This is a genomic window from Candidatus Poriferisodalis sp., assembly GCF_965208485.1.
In the GTDB taxonomy this organism is placed as follows: domain Bacteria; phylum Actinomycetota; class Acidimicrobiia; order Acidimicrobiales; family Poriferisodalaceae; genus Poriferisodalis.
On record NZ_OZ242344.1, the window covers coordinates 3,423,680 to 3,447,385 of the forward strand.

Sequence of the window (23,706 nt, forward strand, 5' to 3'; positions counted from 1 at the left end):
GCCGGTCACGAGAGAGCCGGCGGGTGCCCGGTTACCATCGTTGCGACGGGGACTGCCTAGGAGAATGCGATGACTGACGTTGCCGATCCGGTACGGACCGATGGCACTCCGACGAGAGCTGAGCACTTCGCCGAGATGGCCGACTACCTCGCCGGCGGCGTTGAGCGCGCGCACGAGACCGGCAATCGCGGGCCGGTGCGCTACGGCGCTGACGGCAGGCTGCACCCCGACATCCTGGACGCCTACTGGAAGCACGGCTTCTACGTCTTCACCGGCGTGGTGGGTGCCGACGAAATCGCTGAGCTGCGGGCCGATGTGGCCGAGGTGATCGAAGGCGCGCCGGTGCGCGAGGGCGCCGAGGTGGACCGCCACGGCCGTCCGGCGCTGGGGCGGGACTTCGCCGTGGAGCCCTACATCCACGTTGCGCCGCTGTCGGACCCGTGGGGCGGCACCGACGCCCTCGCGGGGCGTCACCAGGTGCAGATGGATCAGCCCACTCCTGACGCCGACGCCCCGCACGAAGTGGTGTACCTGATCTTCGGCATGTGCCAGTCGATGCCTTCGGCCTTGCGGCTCTACGGGCATCCCGATCTGATGTCCATCGTCGAGAGCATCAACGGGCCCGACTTCGTTCCCTACAACGACGCCATCTTCGTGAAGGAACCCGGGCTCGGCGGCTCGGTGGCATGGCACCAGGACGGCGTCACCCACTGGGACAGCCCCGACTGGGACATGGGCATCCACGGTTTCAACTTCCAGTTCGTGCAACACGACTGTCGACAACCAGAAGTCCATTTCGGCGGCGAGGAACGTCAGCACATTCGCGTCGGGTGCGGGCCGTGCAGTCTCGGCCACGACGTTGGTGTCGAGCAGGACGCCGTTCATTGAACGTCGGCGGCGACTTCGAGTATGCAGTCCGAAGATGGCCTTGACCATGTGCCGACCACCACACCGGCGAGTCCCGATACCTGCGACCCAACTGCCGCCAGTGCGCAAGTTGCCCGCTTCAATGCTGCCGCTGTCACGATGCTGCCGCGATGGGATTCGTGGCGCGCTTCCGAAGGCGTCGAGACAGACAGGCGTCGAGTTGAGCTGATGCTGCTCATCGAGGACGCATGGGCTGAAATGGGCGCAGCCGCGACCACGCTCGACGATGCGTACGAACGGCTTGTCGGGACGTGCGCATCCGAAGGCACACCATTGCCCGCATCGACTGAGACGGCCTATCGCGAGCACTTGAAAGCTCGCCGCGAGCTGGTGGCAGTCTGCCGCGCTGGGCGAGCGGACGGACTCGAGTTTGGGCTCGCCGATCTGACGGGCGACTATGACTGCGAATGGCTGCCGCTGCCGTGATTGTCGCGGATCGGCCCAAGACTCTCCACCGACGTGTCCGGCTGCGTCATCCGCGACTGCAACTTCAACGACCTCGCCATTTGAGGGGCCGCAGGCAACTTCAGGCGGCGAAGAGGCGACGCAGCGAGCAGGTGAACCCCGGCAGCACTGAGCCGCCGTCGAGGTGGTCGGCTTCGGCCAGCGTCTCCGTTGCGTCGACGCCGACTCGATGCACTTCGACCGTGCGAGCGACCGGGAACACCACCCAGACCAGTTGCACTCCACAGCTCAGCCACATTCGCGCCTTGTCGCGAACTTCGGCGTGACGGTCCGACGGCGAGACGACCTCCGCCACCAAGTCGGGAACAACCTGGACATACCGATGGGTGATTTGGCCCACGGGCAGCCGTTCGCTCGAGGTGAACGCGATGTCGGGCGCGCGGACCGTGTCAGGTTCGTGCTCGAGTTGCACACCTGTGTCGCCCGCGACGACGACGCCGAGTTGCTGGATCTTGACGTGAGCCACGAGTTCGTGGGTGAGCGAAGCGACGATCCGTCCGTGCTCGTGTCCTGTCGGCGTCATCTCGCAGAACACTCCCCGAATGAGTTCACCGCGCACGTCGTTGCCGAGCCGCAGCAGATCGTCGGCGGTCAGCAACGTAGTTGGGGAGGATTCAGTGGCTGTCTTCATTTAGTTTCGATGTCTTTCACTGCAAGATACGAGGGCCGAGCAAAGCGAATGTGTCGATGACTGCGGTCGATATGCCGTCCCAGCATTCTCTCACCCCGGTAGGCCACGGGAGAAGCGAATTCTCGACGAACGACTGGTGGATGGTTGCTTATCGTCGCGGCCCCTGGGATTGCAACCGCATCCAGGCACATCTACCCCGGCTGCCCGTAGGAACATTGAACCTGCCCGATCGTCCTGGTTTCCCAGCACGCTCGCCGAGCGGAGACGCTGAGGGCTCAGGCCGGAGGCGGCTGACCGTATAGCTCGGCGACGACATCGAGGGCCTGGGTCACCAGTGGCAGCGGTGCGCCGGAGCGGGTGAGCAGCAGCAGCGGGACTGAGGCGGCGTCGTCGGAGATGGGCACGTAGTGCAGGCCCGGCGGCCGGAATGTCTGCACGCTGGCGGGCACGATTGCCAGCCCCTCGCCCGCAGCCACGAATCCCAAGATGGTCGTGTACTCCGTGGCCTCGATCATCGGGTCGTAGGCGACACCCTGGGCGATGAACATCCCGGCCAACACGGCGTGGAGGCTGGGCGACACTCCCCGGTCGAAGCCGATGATGGGCTCGCCGGCCAAATCGCGTAACGCTGCAGCCGGCTGCTGAGCTAGCCGGTGGGCACCGCCGGCGGCTAGCAGCAGCCGTTCGTGCATCACCAGGGTCGCTTCCACCTGGTCGACGTCCCCTGCAGCCCTGCCAATGCCCAGATCGATGCGTCCGGCCCGCAACGCTCGTACCTGCTCGTCCGAGCTCAGCGTGTGCAGCTCGAAGTCGACCCGGGGACGCCTTCGGCGGTATTCGGCCAGCACACGCGGCATGACTTCATATGCGGCCGAGTCGACGAACCCGACGCGAAGCGTGCCCGCCTGGCCTTCTCGGCGCTGGGACATGAGGCGCTCCACACCGTCCGCTGCTGCAAGTAAGCGAAGCGCTTCGGGGTAGAGGAACCGCCCGGCCTCCGTCAAGGTCACCCGGCGGGTGCTGCGATCGAACAGTGTCGTGTCGAGCTCGCGCTCTAGCAGCCTGACCTGTTGGCTCAGCGGCGGCTGGGACATGTGCAATCGCTGGGCCGCCCTGCCGAAGTGCAACTCCTCAGCGACTGCTGCGAAGTAGCGCAAGCGTTGCAAGTTCATGGTGCTGTCCTCGCTGTGTGGCCGGGCGGTTGCGGATTGGGCGTGTGGGCGTCTGGTCGGGTAGTCGGGTGGGCGCGTAGTGGGGTGGTCGGGTGGTGGGTGTGTGGCTGTATGGGCGTTTGGTCGGGTGGTGGCCGTGTGGCCGGCCGCTCTCGTGGCCGTACCCGTAGTGAATAATATGCGTTAACTCTTAATCAATCGCATATTGATACTTTGACTCACCGAGAGCGGTGCTTAACCTGCACGGTGATGAGGGGGAACGGCCGACTTGGACGGAAACGTCCGCCCAAGTACTCGGCTGCGGCGCTGGCCTGGAAGGGCCTCCGGGGCGAATCGTGGCCCCGTGTGTGGCGCGATTGCGACTTGAAGCGCTCGTACGACGCAGTCGTGATCGGTGGCGGCGTGCACGGCTTGGCAACCGCCTACTACCTGGCCCGAATTCACGGCATGACCGATGTGGCGGTGCTGGACAAGGCCTATCTGGGCAGCGGCGGCTCCGGACGTAATACCGCCATCGTGCGCTCCAACTACCTCACGCCTGAAGGGGTCGCCTTCTACGACCGGTCGGTGCATCTGTATGAGGCCATGGCCGTCGAGCTGAACATCAACGTGATGTTCAGCCAGCGCGGTCACCTCACGCTGGCCCATTCCGACAGCTCGCTGCGCACGATGCATTGGCGCGCCGAGGTCAACAAGCTGGGCGGCGTCAACTCCAGCGTGATCGGCCCCGACGAGATCAAGCAAGAGGCACCGTGCCTCGACACCTCCGACCATCCCCGCTACCCGATCCTGGGCGCCCTGTACCACCCGCCCGGCGGGGTTGTGCGTCACGACGCAGTGGTGTGGGGCTACGCCCGCGCCGCTGGCCACATGGGCGTCGAGATGCACCAGAAGACCGAAGTCACCGACATCATCTGCGAGGGCGGCGACGGGCCCGACGGCAAGGGCGCCGGAGGCCGTGTCACCGGGGTGCGCACGAACCGGGGCGATATCTCCACGCCGATCGTGATCAACTGCACCGCCGGGTGGGCTTCGCTCATCTCGACGATGGCCGGTGTGCGGCTGCCCATCACCACCCACCCGCTGCAGGCCGCAGTCACCGAGCCGGTCAAGATGTTCCTGCCGACGGTGGTGGTCTCGGGCTCGCTGCACGTCTACGTCAGCCAGACCGACCGCGGTGAGCTGGTGTTCGGCGCTTCGGTCGATCCCTACGCCAACTACTCGGTGCGCGGCTCTCTGGAGTTCACCGAGGGTCTGGCCGGCCACGTGCTGGAGTTGATGCCCGGCATCTCTCGCATGCGAATTCTGCGCCAGTGGTCCGGGTTGTGCGACATGACGCCCGACTACTCGCCGGTGATGGGTCATACGCCCGTGGAGGGCTTCTTGGTCGATGTCGGCTGGGGAACCTACGGATTCAAGGCAGCTCCGGTCTCGGGAGAACAGATAGCCGAAGCCGCAGCTACGGGCCGCACGCCCAAGCTGATCGAGGCATTCGCCCTGAGCCGCTTCGACGATGGCGAGCTGGTGGGCGAAAAGGGCGCAGCGTCGGTGGGCCACTGATGTTCTGCCCGCCGCCCGACTCTGGTGCCATGAGGCCCACCGACGCCATTGCGACAGTGGTGGGCCACTGATGTTCTGCCCGCCGCCCGACTCTGGTGCCATGAGGCCCACCGACGCCATTGCGACAGTGGTGGGCCACTGATGTTCTGCCCGCCGCCCGACTCTGGTGCCATGAGGCCCACCGACGCCATTGCGACAGTGGTGGGCCACTGATGGGGAATTGCTGATGTTGCTCGTCCCGTGCCCCAACTGCGGCCCACGCAATTCGACAGACCTCCGGTACGGGGGCGAGTCGCACGCGCGTCCTGACCCCAACACCGCCTCTCCGTCGGAGTGGCGCAGCTACCTCTACCTGCGCGACAACCCAGCCGGGTGGCTGCGGGAGAACTGGTACTGCGCATCGGGTTGCCGCCGATGGTTCTCGATCGAGCGCAATACCGCCACCAACGAATTCCGTGATCCGCCCCTGCCGGGCGACAAGCGAGGCGGTGCGGCATGAGTGCTTGTGTGCCCGGTGTTGTCTGGGGCTGCCAGCCCGACGGCGAGCGAGGCGGTGCGGCATGAGTGCTTGTGTGCCCGGTGTTGTCTGGGGCTGCCAGCCCGACGGCGAGCGAGGCGGTGCGGCATGAGTGCTTGTGTGCCCGGTGTTGTCTGGGGCTGCCAGCCCGACGGCGAGCGAGGCGGTGCGGCATGAGTGCTTGTGTGCCCGGTGTTGTCTGGGCTTCTCAGCCCGACGGCGAGCAAGGCAGCGCGGCATGACGATGAGTCGGCAGGGCGTCCAGCCCACCGAGGTGATCGACCGGGCTGCCAGGCTCCGATTCCGCTGGAACGGCAAGCGGTTCAGCGGGTTCGAAGGCGACACGATCGCCTCTGCCTTGGCGGCCTCGGGCGAGCACATCTTCTCCCGCTCGATGAAGTACCACCGGCCCCGAGGGATCCTCACCGCCGACTACTGGGACCCGAACCTGATGGTCCAGGTGGGCGACGACCCCAACGTCCGGGCCGGCCACCGCCTGTTGGAGCACGGCATGGACGTCCGCTCGCAGAATGCGTGGCCGTCGCTGAACCGCGACCTGAAGGCGGTGAACGGCCTGCTCGGACGATTCCTGTCGGCCGGCTTCTACTACAAGACCTTCATGCGGCCGCAGTGGCTGTGGCCCACTTACGAGCGCGTGCTCGCGACGTTCGCTCCCGGCGGCAAGATCGACATCGACACCCCGCACGCCTATCACGACAAGCGCTACACCCACCCCGACGTGGTGGTGGCTGGAGCGGGGCCGGCCGGCATCGAGGCGGCGCTGGCCGCCGCGCAGGCGGGCGCCCGGGTGCTGCTCGTCGACCATGAGCACGCCGTGGGCGGACATCTGCGTTATTCCAGCGACGCTGCGGATCAAGCCGCTCTGGCAGAACTGCGGGCTGCGCTGGAGGCTTCTGACATCGAGGTGCTGACTGACTCGACGGTCACCGGAAGGTATGAGGACAACTGGCTCGGCATCGTCCAGCGCAACCACCCGATGGCGGTCGAGCGGCTCATCAAGGCCCGCGCCAAAGTGCTGGTGGCGGCACCCGGCCTGATCGAGCGACCATATGTGTTCGAGGGCAACGACCGGCCGGGCGTCATCACCCCGGGAGCGGCCCGGCGCCTGACCAACCTGTGGGGCGTCAAGCCGGGCGAGCGGGCAGTGGTGTTCAGCCTCAACGCTGAAGGTGATGCCGCCGTCGCCGACCTCGAACGGGTCGGCACCGAGATCGCCGCCGTGATCGACGGTCGCACCGGCGGCCAGGTCAACTCGACGGATGGCTCAGCCCGGGCGGTCGAGGCCGTGACCGTCGACGGCGCCGGCGGCACGCAGCGCATCGAGGCCGATCTGCTGGTCGTGGCCGCGGGCTGGACCGCGCCCACCTCGCTGCTCAACATGGCAGGCGACCGTCCGGTCTATGACACGGCCGCCGCCAGGTTTTTTCCGTCAGACCCCCCCAGCAACGTGCTGGCGACGGGCGGGCTTGCCGGCGACGGCGATCTGGATCGACTGCGTCAGCACGGCGCTGAGACGGGTCGCCTCGCCGCATCCCGTGCCGCTGTGGTACGGCATCGCTTGCAGGCCCGAACCGCTCGGGCGCTGCCGGTCGAGGACGACGAGCCCGCCTGGGCGCCTGACGAGCGGGCACCGCTGGGCCGCGACCCCCATCCCGAGCTCTACCGCGCCGACACCCACGGCATGGTGGACATGTCCGAGGACATCAGCTCCAAGGACCTGGTGGCCGCTGCGCATGAGGGCTACGACTCGGTCGAGCTGGCCAAGCGGTACACGACTGCCACGATGGGACCCTCACAGGGCAAGCTCGAGACGGTCAACACCGTTGCCGCCCTCGCCGAGGCCCGGGGCGAGACGATCAGCCAGGTCGGCACCACCGTGTGGCGGCCCCCCTACGCGCCGATCACGCTGGGCGCGCTCGCCGGCCGGATGTTCGAGCCGGTCCGCGTGTCGTCGATACACCCCTGGCACGAGGCCAACAACGTCTCGGTCATCCAGGCCGGCCAGTGGCTGCGCCCCGATCACTACGGCGACCCCCAAGCCGAGGTCCGCAACGTCCGCGAGAACGTCGGGCTCATCGACGTCACGCCGCTGGGCAAGCTCGACCTGCGCGGTCCCGACGTGCCGAAGCTGCTCAGCCTGCTGTACGTCAACAAGTGGATGAAGCTGGGAATCGGCCGGGTTCGCTACGGGATGATGTGCGCCGAGGACGGCGTGGTGCTCGACGACGGCGTCACCGGCCGGCTCGGCGAGGACCACTACATGATGTCCACCACCAGCTCCGGCGCCGGCGGTGTCTGGGAATGGGTGGAGAACTGGCTGCAGACCGAGCGCCCGGACTGGCAGGTGCACGTCACGCCGGTCACCACGGCCTACGCCAGCATCAACGTGGCCGGGCCCAAGTCCCGGGAGCTCATGAGCAGGGTCTGCGAGGGCGTCGATCTCGACGCCGAGGCCTTCCCCTACCTGACCGTCCGCCAGGCCACCGTGGCCGGTGTCGAGGGCTGCTTCATGTGGCGGATCGGCTTCACCGGCGAGCTGTCGTTCGAGCTGCATGTGCCCGCAGGCCATGGTTGCGGGGTCTGGGAAGCCCTCATGGGGGCAGGCAGCGATCTCGGCGTGGGCCCCTTCGGACTCGAAGGGCAGCGCATCATGCGTCTCGAGAAGGGGCACTTCATCGTCGGCCAGGACACTGACGGCCTCACGCTGGGTCCCAGCACTGGTTTGGGGTCGCTCATCAAGCTCGACAAGGACGACTTCGCCGGCAAGCCTGAGCTGGCCTGGGCAGCCGACCGGTCGCTGCCGCTGATCGTGGCCATCCAGCCCGACGATCCCGACGTGGTGCCCGAAGAGTCCGCACAGATCGTGCAGGGCGACACCAACGAGATCCTGGGCCGGATCACCTCGTCGCGGTACTCGCCGACGCTGAACCGCTCGATCTGCCTCGGGCAGGTCGAGCCGGACCTGGCCGCCGGAGGCACCAAGCTGACGGTGCTGCTCGAATCGGGAGAGCGCATCGGCGCCACCGTGATCGACCATCACGCCCACTTCGACCCGGCAGGGGAGCGTCTCCGTGGCTGAGACAGCATCGACCCAGCGCCCGGCATTCGAGAGCCCGCCATTCGAGAGTCCAATCGTGCGGTACTACCAGACGTCCGCTGGCGGCGACCTGACGCTGACCGACGCGAGCGCGGCCACCAAGCGGCTGGTACGAGCCGGCGCCGACGGACTCACGGCGGACCGACTCGGTGCTCGCTTCGGAACATCGCAGATCGCGCCCGGCGGCGCACTCGTGCTGGGCTCCCGGCCCGGCGAGTGGATCATCGTGGGCGCTCCCGGCGAGGTGTCCGCAGCGGTCGCTGACCTCGATGGGCTCGAGGCGCAGGAGTTCATGACGGCGTTGGACTGGAGCCACAGCCGAGCGATGTTCCGGGTGACCGGTGTCGACGCGACACGCATGCTGGAGAAGGTGTGCGGCATCGACTGGGGCGACCACATGACGCCCGACGGTGCAGTGCTCTCGGCCTCGGTGGCCTTGACGACGTGCGACCTTGCCCGCAACGACGTCAACGGCACACCCTCGTACCTGATCTTCTGCGACCGTTCCTTCGGCCAGTACCTCTTCGACGCCCTCATCGACGCCGGCGACGAGTTCGGCCTGACCGTCACCGCCTGAGCGCGCCGATGTCGGTGCGAGTGTTCGAGCAGGAGCGACGCTGACCTGATCTGCTTCGACGTTGCTTGGGTAGGGTCGCATGTGAGTCACGTCAAACGAGAGGCGGCAGCGTCATGGCCATGAAGGGCATGGACGACCAGCAGGTGCTGTCGTTCAACGAGCAGATCATCAGCGAGTTCCGGGCGAACGAGGGCCGCTGCGCCGGCATCTTCGAAGGCAACCCGATGCTGCTGATGACGATGACCGGTGCGCGCAGCGGTCGCCAGCTCACGAGCCCGCTGACCTATCACCAGCTCGACGGCGTCTGGATCGTGTTCGCCTCGGCGGGCGGTCATCCCCGCCATCCGGCGTGGTATCACAACATCACCGCCAATCCCGATGTCACCCTCGAAGTCGGCACGGAGTCATTCGCAGCAACGGCCACTGAACTGGCGGCCGAAGAGCGAACCCGGGCGTTCGACGCTATGTGCACCGCCATGCCTCGCTTCGGGGACTATCAGGCGTCGGTGGAGCGCGAGATTCCGGTGATCCGCCTCCGCCGCGTGTAACGGTCACATCTGCACAGCTTCAACTCAACGGAATGGAGCCGCCGAGCTGCCGATGTGGGTTCCCTTCTGCGTGAGTTGCAGCCGGTCGCGCCCGAAATGTTTGCTCTACTGTGAGGAAAGAGCCGCTACTCACGTTAGACATCGCGTCGGATTCTGTGCTATGTTTCGGCGTGGCTTGGACACGTCCGGGAGCGGGGGTGCTGAGGCGCGAAACTCATGGCGTTACGGTTCGCATGAACGTGCCAGCCATGCCAATTAGGGGGAGCAATGGCCACAGATCTTGAGATGTTCGTCGAAGCCGACGGACGCGAGGAACAGATTGCCGAAGTCGAGCGCCGCATCGAGGCCGACGGCATCCAGTACCTGTACTGCCAGTTCGTGTCGGTCACCGGCCGCATCATGGGCAAGGGCATCCCGGCCAAGCACTTCGGGATGATTGCCCGCAAGGGCTTCCAGCTGGTCTATGGCTCCACCGCCAACCTGTTCATCGACCGCCATGGCAACTACATCGGCTACGGCCCCGAGGCCCGCGAGCTGGTGGGCATCGGCGAGCCCGAGACGTTCATGCCGCTGCCGTGGGATCCCAAGACTGCCCGGGTCTGGTGCACCCTGTTCCGGGGCCGTGAAGAAGAAGTGGACGGCGGCGCCTTCCTCACTTCGGACTGCCGGGGCAACCTGAAGCGGCTCCACGCCGAGTTCGAGGCCAAGCACGGGCTGCACCTGCGGGCCGGCTGCGAGCCCGAGATGATGTGGCTCAAGGCCGATGCCGACGGCAAGCCCACCGTGGAGGGCATGACCAAGCCGAACTGCTACCACATCGACCAGTTCGCCGAGCTGCAGCCGCTCATCCACAAGGTCGTCGAGTACTGCGAGGCCATGGGACTCGAGATGATCCAGGGCGACCACGAGGACGCCCCCGGCCAGCTCGAGCTGAACTTCCAGTTCGACCGGGCCGAGCTCACCGCGGACCGGCTCACCACCTACCGCCAGGTGTGCAAGCAGGTCGGTCGCGAGCTGGGCGCGTTCCCGTGTTTCATGCCGAAGCCGTTCATGGGGGTGTCGGCCAACGGGTGCCACCACAACATCTCGCTGTGGGACACCGACGGCAACAACAAGTTCTTGCCCGAAGGCGACAACCCGCAGCTCCCCGGGCCTGTCGGCATGAAGGCCATCGGCGGCATCCTTGAGCACGTGCGGGCGCTGACGTGCCTGTCCTCGCCGACGGTCAACTCCTACCGCCGGCTGTGGGACACCGGCTTCTGGGCGCCGGTCTTCGCCGACTGGGGCTTCCAGAACCGCACCACCGCCCTGCGGGTGAGCGCGCCGGGCCGGTTCGAGTACCGCTCGGCAGACAGCTCGGTCAACCCCCACCTGTCGTTTGCCGGGCTGCTCATGGCCATGGACGACGGCCTCGACCGCAATCTCGACCCGGGCGAGCCCGAGGAGCGCAACATCTACGAGGCCATGGAGGCGGGCAAGAGCGTGGAGAAGATCCCGCTCACGCTGGGCGAGGCCCTTGAGGCACTTCGCAACGACGAGTGCGTCATGCGGTCGCTGCCCGGCGAGATGGAGAAGGTGTTCTTCCACTACAAGACCGACGAGTGGGAGCGCTTCCTGCACACCGTCTCCGACTGGGACGTGGAGGAGTACCTCGACGTCCTGCCCTGACCGCCGGCCGGCCCGCGGGGCCGGCACCTGACACACGCCACGACAGACCGAACGCACCTACGAAGGGGGACCCACCATGTGCGGCATCGCCGGAGTGATCCACCGCGACGGAACAGCCGACATCGGAGCAGAGCTCACCGCCATGCTCCAATCGATGAAGCACCGGGGGCCGGACTCCACCGGCTACGCGGTGTACGGACCGGCCGACGATCTGGTCGTGATCCGGTTCGTGCTGGCTGAGCCCAACAAGAGCACCGGCATCGGTATGGCCGAGCGCCTCGAACGCAACCGGGCCGAGGTCGAGAGCCGCTTGGCCAAGATCGGCGCCGAGGTGGCCACGGTCACCAGCGAGACCGGCTATGCGTTCCGGGCCACCATCCGCTACGGCGGAGACCTCAAAGCCCTGGCCGACTACCTCGAGGACGTGCCGGGTTGCAAAGTGCTGTCGCTGGGCAGCTCGCTGGAGATCATCAAGGATCTCGGTGATGCTGCGACGGTGAGCGATCAGTACAACTTGGGATCGTTCCAAGGCACTCATGGCATCGGCCATGTGCGCATGGCGACCGAATCCGAAGTGGACCTCGCCAGTGCGCACCCCTATTGGGCGTACCCATTCGCCGACGTAGCCGTCGTGCACAACGGCCAGCTCACGAACTATCACCAGTGGCGGCGCCGGCTCGAGCAGCACGGCCACCGGTTCCAGAGCGAGTGCGACTCGGAGATCATCGCCGTGTACCTCGCCGAGTACATGAGCCGGGGCCTGACGCTCGAAACGTCGATGAAGCACAGCCTCGACGATCTCGATGGCGTATTCACCTACGTCTGCGTCACCGGCAACCAGCTGGGAGTCGCGAAGGACGAGATGGCGGCCAAGCCCTTGGTGCTGTTCGAGTCCGACCCGCTGGTTGCTGTGGCCACCGAGGAAGTGGCCATCCGCTCCTTGGTGAAGCGCGAGGTCGTGACGCGTGATCCCTACGAGCGGGAGGTGCTGGTGTGGCAGGTGTAGGTTCCCGCAGCGGCGTCTCCTACGACGCCAGGGGGCTGGTCGAACCCCATGCCGAGATGCCCGACAACGTCGAAGTCGACGGGGGCCGGGCCCGCTTCGACGCATCCGAGCTGACCATCCGCCAGATCAACATGGCGCTGCGCAAGCTCATCTACGACGACGGCATCACCGACGTCACGATCCTGAATCCGGCGTCGAAGCACTCGCTGGCGGTGGGCATTCTCAAGCGCTGCCGCATTCACTTCGAGGGCAGCCCCGGCTGGTTCGCCTGCGGGCTCATCGACGGGCCCGAAGTGACCATCAACGGCCGCGTCGGCTGGTCGGTGGCCGAGAACATGATGTCGGGCGTTGTCACCATCGAGCGGAGCGCCGGGTCGCTGACCGGTGCGGCCATCAGGGGCGGCGATCTCATCGTGAAGGGCGATGTGGGTGCCCGCACCGGCATCGACCAGAAGGGCGGAACGATCATCGTGCTCGGCGATGTCGGCATCAACACCGGGTTCATGATGCAGCGCGGCCGCCAGATCATCTGCGGCAACGCGGGCATGAACCTGGGCGACTCGATGTACGACGGCGAGATCTACGTGGCCGGCACGGTGGCCTCGCTCGGCATCGACTGCGTGCCCGGCGACTGGACCGACGCCGACACCGAGCTGATCGAGCGCAAGTTCCGCATCCACGGGCTGGGCGACCCGCCCGAATTCCAGAAGTTCGTCTGCGGCAAGGTGCTGCACAACTACGACCAGCTTGAGCCGTCCGAGCGCAAGCTCGTGATCCATTAGATCGTGCGCAAGCACGACCATCTACACAGCGTGCGAAAGCACGACCATTAGACACGTCGAGGGGAAGCACTCACATGGCCGACGAAAACGAGGTCAATCAGAGCACCGATGTGCTCGGCAAGAGCCGCATCTTCACCCGCGAGGTCATCAACGACATCCACGTGAAGTCCGAGCTGGGCCGCTACCGGATGCGGGGCTTCTCGATCTTCAAGAAGATCCCGCACTGGGACGAGCTGGTCTTCCTGCCGGGCACCCTCACCCGATTCGTGATCGAGGGCTACCGAGAGAAGTGCGAGACCAAAACCGTCATCGGGTCACGTTTTGCCGAAAAGCCGCTGGAGCTGGACATCCCCGTCTACATCACCGGCATGAGCTTCGGCGCGCTGTCGCTGGAAGCCAAGATGGCGCTGGCCAAAGGCGCCTCGATGGCCGGCACCGCCACCTGCTCGGGCGAAGGCGGCATGATCCCGCCGGAGCGGGACCTGTCGACCAAGTGGTACTACCAGATCATCCAGAGCCGCTACGGCTTCAACCCCCACCATCTGATGCTGGCCGATGCGGTCGAGTTCTTCATCGGCCAGGGCTGCAAGGTGGGCCTGGGCGGTCACCTGATGGGCCAGAAGGTCACCGAGCAGGTGGCCGAGATGCGCTCGCTGCCGGCAGGCATCGACCAGCGCTCCCCGGCCCGCCACCCCGACTGGCTGGGGCCCGACGATCTCTCGCTGAAGATCCAGGAGGTGCGCGAGGCCACCGATTACCAGATCCCCATCCAGCTCAAGCTGGGCTCGGCCCGGGTGTACGACGACGTGCGCATGGCGGCCAAGTGCGGCCCCGACGTCATCTACCTCGACGGCGCCGAGGGCGGCACGGGTGCCGGGCCGCACCTGGCGACCGAGGAGACCGGCATCCCGCTGATGGCAGCCATCCCCGAGGCTCGCCGGGCGCTGGAGGACGTGGGGCTGGCCGACGACATCGACTTGGTGGTGGCGGGAGGCATCCGCAACGGCGGCGATGTGGCCAAGTGCCTGGCTCTCGGGGCGAATGCCGTGGCGCTGGGCACCGCGGCGCTGATGGCGCTCAACTGCAACAAGGAGATCCCCGGGGTCACCGACTACGAGGGCACGATCGGCGTGCCGGCCGGCGAGTGCTATCACTGCCACACCGGCCGCTGCCCCGTGGGGGTTGCCACGCAGGACGTGGAGCTGCGCAAGCGCCTCGACGTCGACGAGGCGGCCCTGCGGGTCTACAACTTCCTGATCACCCTGACGATGGAAGTACAGATGCTGGCCCGGGCCTGCGGCAAGACCGACATCCACTCGCTGGAGCCCGAGGACCTCGCGGCGCTGACGCACGAGGCGGCCGCCATGGCCAAGGTGCCGATTGCCGGCACCAACTACATCCCGGGCGTCACCGAGGAGCGGACTCTGGCCGAGATCCGTGATCTCTTCGACAAGCACGTGATCGACGGAGGACTCTGAGATGAGCAATGCAGCGAGCACGGGCGAGAGCACACGAGAGACCCGCACCGTCGCCATCGATGCCGAGGTGCTGGCAGGCAAGCGATTCGGTTACCAGGAGGACATGTCGCTCGTGGAGGACATCGATCTGCTGGCGCTCACGCCGGGGCCCGACATCAACTGGCTCGAGGACATCACGCTGCTCGAGGAAGACGGCATCCCCGCTGTGTTCGATCGGTACTCCAATTCGTTCCTGAAGATCTACTTCGACATCCCCGAGGGCCGCGAGGACGAGATCGCCCGCAAGGTGCTGATGAAGCACCTCACCGAGGGCAACAGCTACGGCATCACGCTGAAAGACATCCACTGCAAGTTCCCGCAGGTGGAGCTGGGGCCGTGGGTGGAGGATTCCAGAATTGTCGGCACCGACTGGCGTGCGCCGGTGCTGGAGGGCTGGGAGGCCCCGGCTGGCCACTGAGCCCGCACGCTCGACACGTCACACAAGAGGACCATTCTCAAGAAGGCATCGGCAATGGCACTACCGACCAGCGCTCGCTACGTCATCATCGGCAGCGGCATTCACGGCTTGTCCACGGCGTGGAACCTCGCCCGTGACCTGAGGTCGTCGGGTCGGGGCTCTGGAGCCGACATCGTCGTCATCGACAAGTCCGGCGTCGGCGCGGGGGCCTCGGGCATTGCCTGCGGCGTGATCCGCAACAACTACTTCCAGCCGGCCATGCGCGAGCTGATGGCGCACTCGGTGAGCGTGTGGGACAGCGACCCTGAAGCGTTCTCTTATCACCCCGTGGGCTACATGCAGATCAGCCACGAGGCGATGCGCGACGACGTGGCCTCCATCGCAGCCCAGCAGGCGGCCATCGGGTATTCCTCGACGTTCGTCGAGGGCGCTGCGGCCTCGGATAGCTACATGAAGGGCATCTTCGACGACTGGCAGGCCCAAGGCATCACCAGCGTCCTGCACGAGCACCGCGGCGGTTACGCCAACAACATGGCTTCGCTGAAGGGGCTGCTGGGCAAGGTCGAGGCCGAAGACGTCAACGTGGTCGGCGGCGTGACCGTCACCGGGTTCGACCAGGACACGTCCGGGGCAGTCACCGCCGTGCTCACCGATCAGGGCTCGGTCCGGTGCGACCACGTCATCGTGGCGGTGGGGCCGTGGGTTCAGAAGATCTGGGCGATGCTCGACCTGCCGACCACCACCGACATCTTGAGCGGGGGCCAGCTGCACAATGTGCCCACGTGGACCTACATGTGCCTGCAGGAGGGCACGCTCACGGTCGATCCCGGCTACCTGACCGACAACGAGGGCAACATGCCCCCGGTGGTGCATGTCGACACCGACGCCCCGCTGTATGACGCCGACGGCCTGGTGACCGAGGGCCCGTGGGGCATCTACTACAAGCCCGACTTCAACTTCGGTGGCGTGCAGGGCGGCTACATGCCCTACGTGGTGGACAAACCGCCCGAACAGGTTGCCGTCGATCCCTACGGTCCCGACTCGCCCGATTTCGTGGTGGGGGGCGACTTCTACCGCACCTGGACGGCAGCGCTGGCGCACTGCCACAAGCGCTTCGAGGGCAAGAACCACCTGATCAGCGATGAGCCCTCAGGCGGCATCGGCAGCTTCTCGCCCGACAACTTCCCGGTGTTCGACACCTTCTGCGACAACGCCTTCTTCATCGCCGATTCGAATCACGGCTACAAGATGATCGGCGTGGGCGCGCTCGTGGCGAAGGAGCTGCTCGGCGAGCCACAGGCCCTGCTCGAGCCGTTCCGCTACTCGCGCTACGCCGAAGGCAAGCTGCATCCCGTCAGCAACTCGCCCTACCCCTGGAGCTAGGTTCCCGGCGCCGGCCAGGCGCGGGCCTCGAGCGGGATCACTCACGCCGGAGTCCGCCAGTGAGGTGCGGCGGCGGTTGTGGCTCTTTTTGTGTGTGTTGGTCTCGTGCCTAACACATATCCCCAATATGCATTATGACGTGCCCTAGGAGACTGCTGAGCAATTGCCGAAATCGCCGATTCACGGACACAAAGCCGCAGGTCAGAGCATTGCAGACTTGCCCGGATCCGAATAAATCAGCAGTCTCCTAGCGTGCCCATTCGTGCTGGCCAGAGCCCTCGACCGTTGCCAGAGTCACTGGAAGCGACTCTGCGTGCTTGGGTGTCTCTCCCTCATGCTGACTGCGGCAGATGCGCTCGCCGCGTCGGTCGCAGCAGCACAGACAAGCAATGACGACAGCACATCGTCCTGTCTGACAGATCTCGGCACCCTGAACGCGACCACGACCAGCCTCTCCACAACCGGAACGATCCAAGCAGACGCCGGTTGTGTGTCGTCGCTGCGTGACCCGGCTGACACCACGAGCGTCTATTACGCGCGGCGGCATACGTTCACGCTGGACGCGGCGGGGACGGTGTCGATCAGCCTGGACGACGCGTCGCCGGGGTCGATGCGGACCTATGTGGTTCTGTCGGACAGCTCGGGGTCGGTGCTGGGCCGCGCGACGGGTGACTCGCGCTATCGCCGCTCGCGGCTGGAGCGGCTGCTGCTTCCGGCGGGGACCTACACGATCGAGGCGACCAGCACCTACGTGGGCGATACCGGCGGCTACTCGCTGAGCGTGAGTGTCGCCTTCATCGACGGGTGTCTGGTCAGCTTGGGCACGTTGGGTGATGCGTCGGTCACGCACTCTGGGCTCCGCAAGCATGACGTTTGCGTTTCGATCTCGCGGAACGGCCCATTCGAGGTCAATGCGAGATATCTGTCGAACTATCTGATGTTCACGCTGACTGAGACGAAGATCATCTCCATCGACTTGGTGTCCAGCGACGACACATACCTGTATCTGCTGAACGGCGCGTATCAGCTCGGAAATCAGCCTCCGCAGCCTACGTCGCGGACTTACAATGACGATGGCGGCTACGGATCTAACTCGCGTCTGTACGGGCGGCTTGCTCCGGGGACTTACACGATCGAAGCGACCACCTATGGGCTCCCATCGTCGATCACGGCGGATCGGGCGACCGTCGATGTGTACGTGCGCACCAGCGACTCCGCTTCGGGCTCTACGACCTACGGCAACACTTGCCCTCGTCCCGACGACCTGCCAGGCAGTAGCTAGTGGAAGGACTCATGGTGACCAATAGCCAACCTTTGGTGTCTCGTCGGCGATTCCTGGCGATCGTCGGCGCGTCGGCTGGTGCTGTCTTTCTTGGGCGGCACGCATATGCGGCCCCTGGGATCGATGCTTCGCGGCTCGGGCGGGACGGCAGCACCGACAAGGAAGGCGGGTACGAGCCGGTCGTGGTCGCCGAGGGCCTGATCGACGCAACGGTGTGGGGCGGCAGCCTGTTGACACTGCGCAACGGCCCGGCCGGCTACTTCGTACGCGACGAGCAGCGCCAGCGGGATTACAACATTGCCACTCCGAGTGGTGCTCAGGCATACTGCCTTGCCGTGAGCGGGCAAGTGCTGGTGGTGGGGGGTCATCGCATCATCGAGTCAGAGCCGGTTCAGCTCAAGTCTGGAGAGCTCTACACGAAGCTTGTATCTCAGGCAGGTGCTGAAGCGGAGCGACTGTCACGACAGTCTTTCGCACCTGCACAGCCAGCAGGCTTCTCATTTCGGCCGACGAGTCATCGGCCTCTGCTGCTTGCCAGCAGTGATGGCCGCGAGTGGCAGCAGATCGAGTTCAGCTCCGATCCGCTGCGCGGCGGCACGGTCGGCGCAATCTTGCAGTCCGAGGGTGTCGTGGCGGTGCTCCGATACATCGACTCGGGGGACACCGATTCCGGCGTAGCTGTGGAGTTCGCGTCCTTGGCTGCTGCTTTGAGAAGCGAGTTTCAGAAGCAACACCAAGCACTGTCGGTTCCGCATGGCGGTTTGTGGGGAGCGTTCGAGGGTCCTTCGGGTGGCTTGGTCATTGCCTACGGCAGCGACGGTGCGCGGGCCAGATCAGTGACAGGCGCCGATGCATTTTCCCTTCCGAGCGGACGAACAACTGCTGGGGGTCCACTACACGAAAGACGGATACGTCGTCGCGGTGAAAGGCGCCGATGGCAGTCGAGTCCGCAAAGTGTTCGGGTCGTCAGGCTCGCCTACCGCTCGTGCGCTCGGGCCAGACGAGCTGATTCGCCACGGGGTCTCCCCAGAAGTGGTGCTAGGCAGTGCTGAAGGGTTCGCGAAGTCCGAGGCCTACAAGCCGCAACGCCGAACAGAGGTGAGCTGACATGAGCTGCGAAGAACGCCCAGAAAACCCGCTTGCCGACGACGATTCAAGCCTGATCTCGATCGGCGCGATCGGTAACGTGCGTCTCACCGACGTGGCTGCGGGCGCATGCACGCTCACAGGCCCTGCTGGTACTGCCGTCGACCCATATGCCGAAATGGGACCACCTCCACTCGGGCACGGCGGTTGGAAATCCAGCCGACAACTGTCGCCGTTGCTCGATGCTTGGATGACCAACCTCCAGTATTTCTCGAACGAGTACGGCACCTACGGCAGCATTACCACGCTGTATCACAACGGGATGTTTGTAAAGAGAGCGGAGCAACGTACATTTCATAACGTCGGCAGAGCGATCGACATCAAGGGCATCGACTGGGCCGGCGGTCAGATCTTCCGGCCCTGCGCCGGCAACGAGGAAATGACCCCGCTGACGCGGTACCGGTGGCTCGTCGGGGTCGAAGCGTCGCTGCGGAAGTACTTCGGCAACGTTCTGCCACGCGGATATCCGAGCCATGCCGATCACTACCATGCCGATGACGGATGCCCAGTAGGGTTCTCGACGGCTAAAGAGACGAACCGGTTGTTCGCCCGCGACTGCATCAGAGCATTCACCTCGAATCCGCTCAGCATCAAGTACGACTCAAGAGATTGGGACGCAGACGACGACAACACCGACGCCGACGAATCGGGGACCGATACGCGAGCGCTGAACGCGCTGCTTGCGGCGATGGGCATGGACTGCTTCGACATCAACCGCAACGTGTCAGAGTTCCTGATCTTCTTGGACTACATCATGATGCACGCCTTCGCCGACCAATCCGCAGGGCACTACCGCTGGGGCGGACTCATCGACCTATGAATCAGTACTCCTCCACACTGCTCGGTCACGAGAATGAACCCACCCGGGCACGATGCCGACTGGGCGCGCTCGCGGTTGCGACGCTCCTTGTGTGCTCAGCATGCAGCGGTTCGACGACGATCAACGAGTCCGCCGAGAAAAGGGTTACGACATCCACAGCTGACCGCGCGTCTGTCTCGCAGACGATTCAAGGAGACAGCGCACCGAGTTCCGAGGAGAGCACTTCTGCCCCGACGACAACTACGGTCGAGACCTCCGTATCGTCACCCTCAGAGACGGCCAGCGTTACTAGTGACTCCGATGATCTGCGTCCGGTCGAGCCGGGTTTGGAAACTTCAAGCGCTGAAGATCCCGATCAAGCGGCATCGGAGTCTGACGATCAATCAAGAGCTTCAGAACCCACGGATCTCCAGCACCAACTCAGCTCTGAGATTCCGCAGGCACCATTCAGCGGTATTGTCCGCACTTACTGGGGATACGACTATGAGAGGGACTCGGCGCCGAGAGTGCAGTTCTATGACACTAGAACATTCGAACTAACGGAAGTCGAAATCCGTCCCGACGATGGGGGCACGCTTGTTGTGGAGTTGTGCTTCATGTGGCCGGTCATTTCACCGTCGACGCTTGAATTCTGGTTCGACGCTCATCGGTGGACCTCCGGCGAGGATGGTGAGTTCGGGCCATATGGAATAGGGTCGGCAGTCGCATCGTGGGGCGAACTGCTCGTGGCCCGTCCGTCGGATGGCAGTGACCGTGGACACCTCTCGGAGTCGTTCCCGACGACGGTTACCTATGGCGACAGACTACTCGAGTTGGTCGAATTCAACGGTGGGTTCACATTGCAGTACGGCGAGACGAGCGGCAGCTACCAGCTCTATCCGCCAGCTGAGGAAGGCTCCGAGAGGGAGTATTTTGGAGCGCCATGGGCGGCTTGGCTTGCCGGTACGGACGGTGCGCATTTGGGAATCGAGGTGGTCCCGGCAGATTCGTGCTTGGGACCGATTCACTTCTTCATGATTTCGCTGCTCGATGGATCGGTGCGATCATGCACGATTAGTCTCAGCCGGTTCCAGTTGGTCACCACAGCGAGTCCCAACGATTCTGAGGCGTGGCTTGAGAACCCGCGCTTTCCGGCTGACGATTCGTTGGATCGCGACGATTGCGAACCCTTCGACGGCAACTACTCGCTGTGGTCGTCCCCGCAGGGATAAGTGATCGGACCCGCGGCGGTTACGCCAACAACATGGCCTCGCTGAAGGGCCTGCTGGGCAAGGCCGAAGCCGAGGACGTGAATGTGGTCGGGGGCGTGACCGTCACCGGCTTCGAGCGGGACGGCTCGGGGGCCGTGACCTCGGTGCTCACCGATCAGGGCCCGGTTGCCTGCGAGCACGTCGTGGTTGCGGTGGGACCGTGGGTGCAGAAGATCTGGGCGATGCTCGACCTGCCGACGACCACCGACATCGCGGGCGGCGACGGCGAGCTGCACAACGTGCCGACGTGGACCTATATGTGCCTGCAGGAGGGCACCCTGACGGTCGACCCCGGTTACCTGACGGACAATGAGGGCAACATGCCCCCGGTGGTGCATGTCGACACCGACGCCCCGCTGTACGACGCCGACGGCCTGGTCACTGAAGGGCCGTGGGGCATCTACTACAAGCCCGATTTCAACTTCGGCGGCGTGCAGGGCGGCTACATGCCCTACGTGGTCGACAAGCCGCCCGAACAGGTGGCCGTCGACCCCTACGGGCCGGACTCGCCCGATTTCGTGGTGGGGGGCGACTTCTACCGCACCTGGACCGCGGCGCTGGCGCACTGCCACAAGCGCTTCGAGGGCAAGAACCACCTGATCAGCGATGAGCCATCCGGCGGGATCGGCAGCTTCTCGCCCGACAACTTCCCGGTGTTCGACTCCTTCTGCGACAACGCCTACTTCATCGCCGACTCCAACCACGGTTACAAGATGATCGGCGTCGGCGCGCTGGTCGCGAAGGAGCTGCTCGGCGAGCCCCAGGCGCTGCTCGAGCCGTTCCGCTACTCGCGCTACGCCGAAGGCAAGCTGCACCCCGTCAGCAATTCCCCCTACCCCTGGAGCTAGCTGTTCTTTGCGAGCGCCAAGGCTTCGCCGGCGCTCGCCCGCAAGACTTGGCAGAGCGTTTAGGCGCGGGTGCCGGCCTTCGGCACGGGCCGCGCCACCGCCGACCGGAAACTGGCTGTATTTTCTGCACAGCATTCTGTACAGTGCTGCCGTGTCGTCAGAGCTCGAACAGAACCCGTCGATGGCACCGCTGACTGAGGTCCGCAACAACCTCAGCGAGATCGTCGACGAGATCGACCGCACCGGCACCCAGTGCGTCATCACCAAGCACGGACGACCGGTGGCTGTCATCCTGTCGAGCGACGAGTACGAGTCGCTGGTCGAGACCATGAACATCTTGAGCGACCAGGACACCATGGCGGCCATCGCGCAGGGCGAAGCCGAGTTTGCCGCCGGCGAATTCGTTCGACTCGACGAGATCTGACGGCGCATTATCTGAGCCGTGCCCGAACTGTCCCGCAGTGCAGCCAAGTCGCTCGGAGGGCTGCCTGAGGGGCAACGCAGTCGGGCAATGGAGATCATCCGGCGCCTCGACAATGACCCGGCGCTCGGCAAGAAACTGCAAGGCCGTCTGAGCGGTTTCCGCTCGGCCCGCCTCGGCAGGAGCCACCGCATCATCTACCGAGTCTCATCCGACGTTATCCGCGTCACCGCCATCACCCCCCGCAAAGACGCCTATCGCTGAAGCTCGCTTCAGCGATAGCTGTGCTGCTCCTCGCGTAGTGCCGCAGGCAAGCTGCACCCCGTCAGCAACTCGCCCTACCCCTGGAGCTAGGCGCGGGCGCTGGGGCCGTAGGACAGGTGCATCAGGTCGCCGTCGGCGATGCGTGAGGGGCGCAGCGCGCTGATGTCGATGGGGGGCGCATCGCCCACCTGGTCGACGCCGAGCACGCGTGCGGCGACGATCTCGCCGAGGGCCGGCGACAGCTTGAGGCCGTGGCCGGAGAGGCCGACCGCCAAGTACAGGCCGTCCACTGGTGCGATCTCCGAAGCCCAGCCCAGGATCGGGTGGTAGTCGGGCGCAACGTCGTAGGCCCCGGCGGTGGTGCTCACGGTGGCTGCCACCGTGAGGCTCGGAAGCCGCTCCGAAATTGCGGCTCTGAGGCGCACGTCGTGGGCTGCGTGATCGGCGTCAGATGCATCGGCGAGCGGGTCATCGACCACGGGCATCTCGGGCGGGTAGGCCACCGCCACGATGTGACGGCCCATGTCGGGACGGATCACCAGGTTGGAGTTGCCATCGGTGATGCAGGTGCCCAGCGCCCGCGCCCCGGCGTGCTGTTCGAGCACTGCCATTTCCAGCCGTCGACGCTCGATGGGCACCTCCACGCCCAAGGGGTCCAGCAGATCGCGGGCCCACGCGCCGGTCGCGGCGACCACCGTCGGGGCAGCGATCTCACCGGCAGCAGTGGCCACGCCGGTGACGGTGTCGCCTGCGGTCGTGATCTCCTCCACAGCGACAGGCGCGAGCACATCGGCTCCGGCGGCGCTGGCCGCGGTGAGCCAGCTCAGCACCATCTTCGTGACGTCGATGTAGCCGCCTTCGGGTTCGTAGGCACCGCCGGCAAGTCCCTCGGCGTTCACCAGCGGCTCGATCTCGCTGATCTCGTCACCGACCACGAAGCGGGTGTCCACGCCCAGGCGCTGACCTAGCTCGATGTTGTGCCGCAGCCCGTCGAGCTGGTCGGCGACCACCAGCAGCATGTAGCCGAAGCGCGCATAGCCGGGATCGCCGAAGCCCACCACCGAATCCCAGTTCTGGATGCAGCGGAAGCCCCGCTGCGCGATGCGCACCATCAGCTCGTTGGAGTAGTGCTGGCGGATCTGGCCGAAGGTGCGGCCGGAGATGCCGCCGACGGGCGCCCTGGCATCGACGATGACGACGCGCAGATCCGAGTGCCGGGCGAGCTGGTAGCCGATGCTGGCGCCGGTCACCCCGGCACCGATCACAATCACATCGGCTTCGCGCGGGACGTCTGCTTCGCTGGGCACGTCAACTCCGCTTAGCGGGCCACCTGCGCCCCCGATCTCGGCCTCGGCGGGAAACGCGGCCATGACGTGAGCGCAGACT

22 protein-coding genes are annotated in these 23,706 nt (G+C 65.5%); 19 read left to right on the forward strand and 3 right to left on the reverse strand.

What is annotated here, in order from left to right; genetic code table 11:
- The first annotated feature begins 69 nt into the window (after positions 1–69).
- Together ACOGXQ_RS16040 and ACOGXQ_RS16045 are read left to right on the forward strand one after the other, a co-directional pair.
- Positions 70–888, forward strand: coding sequence for a phytanoyl-CoA dioxygenase family protein (locus tag ACOGXQ_RS16040; RefSeq protein ID WP_419944607.1), 819 nt, complete (start codon positions 70–72; stop codon positions 886–888).
- 21 nt (positions 889–909) lie between these two features.
- Positions 910–1,353: a hypothetical protein gene (locus ACOGXQ_RS16045; RefSeq protein ID WP_419944608.1), complete on the forward strand. Its 444-nt coding sequence runs from the start codon at positions 910–912 to the stop codon at positions 1,351–1,353.
- 100 nt (positions 1,354–1,453) lie between these two features.
- On the opposite strand, the gene ACOGXQ_RS16050 is transcribed toward ACOGXQ_RS16045, so the two are convergent.
- Positions 1,454–2,023, reverse strand: a complete 570-nt coding sequence (locus ACOGXQ_RS16050; protein WP_419944609.1) for a Uma2 family endonuclease — start codon at positions 2,021–2,023, stop codon at positions 1,454–1,456.
- A 275-nt stretch (positions 2,024–2,298) separates the two neighbouring features.
- Positions 2,299–3,195, reverse strand: a complete 897-nt coding sequence (locus ACOGXQ_RS16055) for a LysR family transcriptional regulator (protein ID WP_419944610.1) — start codon at positions 3,193–3,195, stop codon at positions 2,299–2,301.
- A 249-nt stretch (positions 3,196–3,444) separates the two neighbouring features.
- Here ACOGXQ_RS16055 and ACOGXQ_RS16060 point away from each other — a divergent pair, with 249 nt between their 5' ends.
- From ACOGXQ_RS16060 to ACOGXQ_RS16140, 17 genes are all read left to right on the forward strand, one after another.
- Positions 3,445–4,755: an FAD-dependent oxidoreductase gene (locus tag ACOGXQ_RS16060; RefSeq protein WP_419944611.1), complete on the forward strand. Its 1,311-nt coding sequence runs from the start codon at positions 3,445–3,447 to the stop codon at positions 4,753–4,755.
- Between the two features lie 226 nt (positions 4,756–4,981).
- Positions 4,982–5,254: a sarcosine oxidase subunit delta gene (locus ACOGXQ_RS16065; protein WP_419944612.1), complete on the forward strand. Its 273-nt coding sequence runs from the start codon at positions 4,982–4,984 to the stop codon at positions 5,252–5,254.
- A 256-nt stretch (positions 5,255–5,510) separates the two neighbouring features.
- On the forward strand, positions 5,511–8,372 hold the full coding sequence (locus ACOGXQ_RS16070; protein WP_419944613.1) for a 2Fe-2S iron-sulfur cluster-binding protein: 2,862 nt from the start codon (positions 5,511–5,513) through the stop codon (positions 8,370–8,372).
- The gene (locus tag ACOGXQ_RS16075) at positions 8,365–8,967 is read left to right on the forward strand and encodes a hypothetical protein (protein WP_419944614.1); all 603 of its coding nucleotides are present in this window, start codon (positions 8,365–8,367) and stop codon (positions 8,965–8,967) included. The genes ACOGXQ_RS16070 and ACOGXQ_RS16075 overlap by 8 nt, the downstream gene beginning before the upstream one ends.
- 113 nt (positions 8,968–9,080) lie before the next feature.
- Complete coding sequence (locus ACOGXQ_RS16080) at positions 9,081–9,515, forward strand: nitroreductase/quinone reductase family protein (protein WP_419944615.1); 435 nt, start codon at positions 9,081–9,083, stop codon at positions 9,513–9,515.
- Between the two features lie 267 nt (positions 9,516–9,782).
- A complete protein-coding gene (locus tag ACOGXQ_RS16085; RefSeq protein ID WP_419944616.1) occupies positions 9,783–11,183 on the forward strand; it encodes a glutamine synthetase family protein in 1,401 nt (466 codons plus the stop codon).
- Positions 11,184–11,259: 76 nt separating this feature from the next.
- Entirely contained in the window at positions 11,260–12,189 is a 930-nt protein-coding gene (locus ACOGXQ_RS16090; protein ID WP_419944617.1) for a glutamine amidotransferase, read from the forward strand.
- On the forward strand, positions 12,177–12,971 hold the full coding sequence (locus ACOGXQ_RS16095) for a GXGXG motif-containing protein (RefSeq protein ID WP_419944618.1): 795 nt from the start codon (positions 12,177–12,179) through the stop codon (positions 12,969–12,971). Before ACOGXQ_RS16090 ends, ACOGXQ_RS16095 begins: the two co-directional genes overlap by 13 nt.
- 74 nt (positions 12,972–13,045) lie before the next feature.
- A complete protein-coding gene (locus tag ACOGXQ_RS16100) occupies positions 13,046–14,449 on the forward strand; it encodes an FMN-binding glutamate synthase family protein (RefSeq protein WP_419944619.1) in 1,404 nt (467 codons plus the stop codon).
- A gap of 1 nt (position 14,450) precedes the next feature.
- Positions 14,451–14,906: a hypothetical protein gene (locus ACOGXQ_RS16105; protein ID WP_419944620.1), complete on the forward strand. Its 456-nt coding sequence runs from the start codon at positions 14,451–14,453 to the stop codon at positions 14,904–14,906.
- Positions 14,907–14,960: 54 nt separating this feature from the next.
- On the forward strand, positions 14,961–16,289 hold the full coding sequence (locus ACOGXQ_RS16110; protein WP_419944621.1) for an NAD(P)/FAD-dependent oxidoreductase: 1,329 nt from the start codon (positions 14,961–14,963) through the stop codon (positions 16,287–16,289).
- 334 nt (positions 16,290–16,623) lie between these two features.
- Entirely contained in the window at positions 16,624–17,571 is a 948-nt protein-coding gene (locus ACOGXQ_RS16115; protein ID WP_419944622.1) for a hypothetical protein, read from the forward strand.
- A 1,108-nt stretch (positions 17,572–18,679) separates the two neighbouring features.
- Complete coding sequence (locus ACOGXQ_RS16120) at positions 18,680–19,537, forward strand: hypothetical protein (protein WP_419944623.1); 858 nt, start codon at positions 18,680–18,682, stop codon at positions 19,535–19,537.
- Between the two features lie 725 nt (positions 19,538–20,262).
- Positions 20,263–20,748, forward strand: a complete 486-nt coding sequence (locus ACOGXQ_RS16125) for a hypothetical protein (RefSeq protein WP_419944624.1) — start codon at positions 20,263–20,265, stop codon at positions 20,746–20,748.
- 32 nt (positions 20,749–20,780) lie between these two features.
- A complete protein-coding gene (locus ACOGXQ_RS16130) occupies positions 20,781–21,635 on the forward strand; it encodes an FAD-dependent oxidoreductase (protein WP_419944625.1) in 855 nt (284 codons plus the stop codon).
- A 151-nt stretch (positions 21,636–21,786) separates the two neighbouring features.
- Positions 21,787–22,059: a type II toxin-antitoxin system Phd/YefM family antitoxin gene (locus tag ACOGXQ_RS16135; protein WP_419944626.1), complete on the forward strand. Its 273-nt coding sequence runs from the start codon at positions 21,787–21,789 to the stop codon at positions 22,057–22,059.
- Between the two features lie 87 nt (positions 22,060–22,146).
- Positions 22,147–22,320, forward strand: a complete 174-nt coding sequence (locus ACOGXQ_RS16140) for a type II toxin-antitoxin system RelE family toxin (RefSeq protein ID WP_419944627.1) — start codon at positions 22,147–22,149, stop codon at positions 22,318–22,320.
- Positions 22,321–22,406: 86 nt separating this feature from the next.
- Here ACOGXQ_RS16140 and ACOGXQ_RS16145 read toward each other — a convergent pair whose 3' ends face one another.
- Positions 22,407–23,690, reverse strand: a complete 1,284-nt coding sequence (locus ACOGXQ_RS16145) for an NAD(P)/FAD-dependent oxidoreductase (RefSeq protein WP_419944628.1) — start codon at positions 23,688–23,690, stop codon at positions 22,407–22,409.
- Positions 23,691–23,706: the final 16 nt, after the last annotated feature.

Coding starts and splice junctions, on each gene's coding strand:
- ACOGXQ_RS16040 (WP_419944607.1), top strand. CDS start 70: ATGACTGACGTTGCCGATCCGGTACGGACCGATGGCACTCCGACGAGA.
- ACOGXQ_RS16045 (WP_419944608.1), top strand. CDS start 910: ATGCAGTCCGAAGATGGCCTTGACCATGTGCCGACCACCACACCGGCG.
- ACOGXQ_RS16050 (WP_419944609.1), bottom strand. CDS start 2,023: ATGAAGACAGCCACTGAATCCTCCCCAACTACGTTGCTGACCGCCGAC.
- ACOGXQ_RS16055 (WP_419944610.1), bottom strand. CDS start 3,195: ATGAACTTGCAACGCTTGCGCTACTTCGCAGCAGTCGCTGAGGAGTTG.
- ACOGXQ_RS16060 (WP_419944611.1), top strand. CDS start 3,445: ATGAGGGGGAACGGCCGACTTGGACGGAAACGTCCGCCCAAGTACTCG.
- ACOGXQ_RS16065 (WP_419944612.1), top strand. CDS start 4,982: ATGTTGCTCGTCCCGTGCCCCAACTGCGGCCCACGCAATTCGACAGAC.
- ACOGXQ_RS16070 (WP_419944613.1), top strand. CDS start 5,511: ATGACGATGAGTCGGCAGGGCGTCCAGCCCACCGAGGTGATCGACCGG.
- ACOGXQ_RS16080 (WP_419944615.1), top strand. CDS start 9,081: ATGGCCATGAAGGGCATGGACGACCAGCAGGTGCTGTCGTTCAACGAG.
- ACOGXQ_RS16085 (WP_419944616.1), top strand. CDS start 9,783: ATGGCCACAGATCTTGAGATGTTCGTCGAAGCCGACGGACGCGAGGAA.
- ACOGXQ_RS16090 (WP_419944617.1), top strand. CDS start 11,260: ATGTGCGGCATCGCCGGAGTGATCCACCGCGACGGAACAGCCGACATC.
- ACOGXQ_RS16100 (WP_419944619.1), top strand. CDS start 13,046: ATGGCCGACGAAAACGAGGTCAATCAGAGCACCGATGTGCTCGGCAAG.
- ACOGXQ_RS16105 (WP_419944620.1), top strand. CDS start 14,451: ATGAGCAATGCAGCGAGCACGGGCGAGAGCACACGAGAGACCCGCACC.
- ACOGXQ_RS16110 (WP_419944621.1), top strand. CDS start 14,961: ATGGCACTACCGACCAGCGCTCGCTACGTCATCATCGGCAGCGGCATT.
- ACOGXQ_RS16115 (WP_419944622.1), top strand. CDS start 16,624: ATGCTGACTGCGGCAGATGCGCTCGCCGCGTCGGTCGCAGCAGCACAG.
- ACOGXQ_RS16120 (WP_419944623.1), top strand. CDS start 18,680: ATGAGCTGCGAAGAACGCCCAGAAAACCCGCTTGCCGACGACGATTCA.
- ACOGXQ_RS16130 (WP_419944625.1), top strand. CDS start 20,781: ATGGCCTCGCTGAAGGGCCTGCTGGGCAAGGCCGAAGCCGAGGACGTG.
- ACOGXQ_RS16140 (WP_419944627.1), top strand. CDS start 22,147: ATGGAGATCATCCGGCGCCTCGACAATGACCCGGCGCTCGGCAAGAAA.
- ACOGXQ_RS16145 (WP_419944628.1), bottom strand. CDS start 23,690: ATGGCCGCGTTTCCCGCCGAGGCCGAGATCGGGGGCGCAGGTGGCCCG.